Annotated in this window: 1 protein-coding gene; it reads left to right on the top strand. The window is 39.6% G+C overall.

Features of this window, described 5'->3' with window-relative positions:
• Nucleotides 1–220: 220 nt before the first annotated feature.
• The coding region (locus HT729_RS09275) for a DUF1542 domain-containing protein (protein WP_172931940.1) at nucleotides 221–3,541 on the top strand (3,321 nt) is incomplete at its 3' end.

A 3,541-nucleotide genomic window follows, 5' to 3' on the forward strand; every position in this document is an offset into this window, starting at 1 on the left:
ATATATATATGGATAGGCTGTCTTTTTCTTGATACGAAGTGAGATAAAGAAGTCAAATGATTATCTTTTTAAAGTAATTTAAGGTATAATAGTTTAGTCATATCAGGTTGAATGATTGAGTGCATTTTTGATTCACAAGGCAAACCTTTGCATTGTGTTACAGTTATGGACTCAGTAATTACACTTGAAAAAATTTAAACTAAAAAGGGGAACATCTAATATGTTTTATAGTGAGAAGGACGATAGAGAAAAACAATTACGTTTTTCGATTCGGAAGGTTAGTTTTGGAGCGGCCTCGGTAGCCGTGGCGGCGCTGTATCTCTTTATGGGAAGTGGAGCGGTATCTGCTGCGGAAGCGCAGGCCGTACAGTCAAATGAGGAGGTGGCAGCTGATAAGGATTCGGAAACAGAGGAACAGCAGCCAACCTACGCTGCTCCTGCTGCAAAAGAACAAGGATCTGCAACCAATACTGAAGCAGGGGATGAAGGCAAGCAAGAGAGTCATCCAGGGACCAAAGAGGAAGAAGTCAACTCATCTGAAAGAAGCGAAACTACAACAAAGACTCAATCGGATGAAGACTCTGTGAGTGGGGACTCTAGCTCTCCAAAATCTGAAGGTGAAGGTACAAGATCAGAAGAAGCAAGCAGCAAGCCAAAAGTACGTAAAAGACGGGATGTAGACTCTGCGCCAACAGCGGCTGAAACCGATGCCGATCCAGATGCCAATCAGACTTATGAAGCTCCAGAGGATAATGCAAATGTAGATGATTTGGCAATGAAATTAAAAGATTTGCTTGAAACAGTGAAGAATGAGAAAAAACTTGGTAACATAGACCAAGTTGGTAACACCAAAAATATAAATCAAGGTCAAGTGAGTGAATTGAATGAATTTGGTGGTTGGAGGGCAGTTTCAGCAGATGGCACAGAAGGCAAATTTGCTGTTGCAAGAAAGACAGAAGGTGGAGTTTTTCCATTAGAAACAGTGAACACTGTTCGTACAATCACACGAGAAAACATGTACTATTATGACACCTATGTTAGAGAACAAGCATTTGATCGAACTGATGACTATGTGCTATTTCTATCAAAAGTTAGAACTTTAGCAAACCAACAGGAACAAACATTTGATAATCAACCGTATAAGGAAAACGGTGAAGGGAATAGTATAGCAAGAGGTGTTAAGGGATTTAATGGTATTGAAAAGACATTTAAAGCCTATTCATCTGAAACTGGTTCTACAGTAAAAATTGCCTTTAAGACAGGGTATTCTGGTGATATCAATGGAACAAAAGCAAAATATAAAGTAGAAGTTATGATTGATGAAAATGGGGTGAAGAAAACAATTTATACTAAAACTTTTTCCCCAACAGATAATAAGAAGGATGACGATGCAATTATAACACCAGCGAAAGACGGAAATAAGAGAGAGTATCTAAGAAATGGATATAATAACAAGACACTAGATAAAAATCAAGTTGAAGCAAAAATGGCAGAGGAGGAGAACAAGCCAAATGGAACACCAGGGACATTCACAAGTAAAAATATTGTTCTACCAAAAGGAGTAACAGATTATACTGTTCGTATTAGTTCTGCTGATAATCAACATTTAGGAATGGGATATCAATCGCCTCATAACCATTATGCGCTTCCTATTTCTGGATCAGGCTTTGCAGTTACTCAGGATACTAGAGAAGTAGCCAAGGATCTATCTCAAAAAGTTTATGATAAATTAATGGCACAAAAAGAAGAAGATACAAAATGGTCTACTCCTGAAACCAAGGCTGCTTATGACGAAAAATTGCAGAAAATTAAGGAGAAGATTGATTCTGGAGCTAGTACTACTAGTAATTATAAAGACGTAGTAGCAGATGCTGTAGAACAGTGGAAAAAATTAAATGATGGGCAGAAAATTAAGGACAAAGCTAAAAAAGTAATAGAAGATAAGCTTAAAGAAAAAGAAGACGAGATTGAAAAGAATAGCAAGTTAAGTCCGGCCGAAAAAGACAAAGCTAAGGAACAAGCCCAAGCGGAAGCGGAAAAAGCTAAGCAGGCCATCACGAATGCCAACTCTCAAGATGATGTCAACATGAAGGAAGCTGAGGGAACTAAAGCTATAGGCGATGTGAATCCAATAGGAACAGACATGGCGGTAGATGCCATAGCAGAAGCTGCAGCAAGGAAAATGGCTGAGATAGAGGATAATGAAACATTATCAGAAGACGAAAAAACTGCAGAGAAGGCAAAAGTAGAGGCAGCTGTCAGAAAAGCAGGCCAAGCTATTAAGAAAGCTAAGAAAGCTGAAAATCAAGATGAAGTTGATCAAGCCCAAGCAGTTGCACTTTCTGAAGTAACTGCAATTAATCCAGTAGGAAAAGACAAAGCCAAGAAAGCAATAGAAGATAAGCTTAAAGAAAAAGAAAAAGCGATTGACAACAATGACAAGTTAAGTCCGGCCGAAAAAGACAAAGCTAAGGAAGCAGCGAAGAAAGCAGCAGAGGACGCTATTCAAGCTATTACGAATGCCAACTCCCAAGATGATGTCAACATGAAGGAAGCTGAGGGAACTACAGCTATAAACAATGTGAACCCAATAGGAACAGATATGGCGGTAGATGCCATAGCAGAAGCTGCAGCAAGGAGAATGGCTGAGATAGATGATGATGAAACATTATCAGAAGATGAAAAGAGTATAGCTACAGAAGAAGTAGTGGAAGCTGTCAGAAAAGCAGGCGAAGCTATTAGGAAAGCTAAGGAAGCTAAAAATCAAGATGACGTTGATCAAGCCCAAGAAGATGCAATCTCTGAAGTAACTGCAGTTAAACCAGTGGCTAAAGACAAAGCTAAAAAAGCAATAGAAGATAAGCTTAAAGAGAAAGAAAAAGCGATTGAAAACAATAGCAAGCTAAGTCCAAGAGAAAAAGAGGCGGCTAAGAAACAAGCCCAAGCGGAAGCGGACAAAGCTAAACAAGCCATCACAGATGCTCAGACCCAAGATGAAGTTACCAAGCAGGAAACTGAGGGAACTAAAGCTATAGGCAATGTGAACCCAGTAGGAAAAGACAAAGCTAAGGAAGCAGTAGATGCTAAGCTTAAAGAAAAAGAAGAAGAGATTGACAACAATAACAAGCTAAGTCCAAGAGAAAAAGAAGCGGCTAAGCAACAAGCCCAAGCGGAAGCGGACAAAGCTAAGCAGGCCATCACGAATGCCAACTCTCAAGATGAGGTTACCGAAAAGGAAACTGAGGGAACTACAGCTATAGGCGATGTGAATCCAATAGGAACAGACATGGCGGTAGATGCCATAGCAGAAGCTGCAGCAAGGAAAATGGCTGAGATAGATGATAATGATGAATTATCAGAAGACGAAAAAAATGCAGAGAAGGCAAAAGTAGAAGAAGCTGTCACAAAAGCAGCCCAAGCTATTAAGAAAGCAAAAGATGCTAAAGATCAAGGTGGCGTTGATAAAGCCCAAGAAGATGCACTCTCTGAAGTAACTGCAGTTAAACCAGTGGCTAAAGACAAAGCTAAAGCAGACTTAGAA

The sequence above is a fragment of the Streptococcus sp. 79 genome (genome assembly GCF_013277425.1).
Taxonomy (GTDB): domain Bacteria; phylum Bacillota; class Bacilli; order Lactobacillales; family Streptococcaceae; genus Streptococcus; species Streptococcus pseudopneumoniae.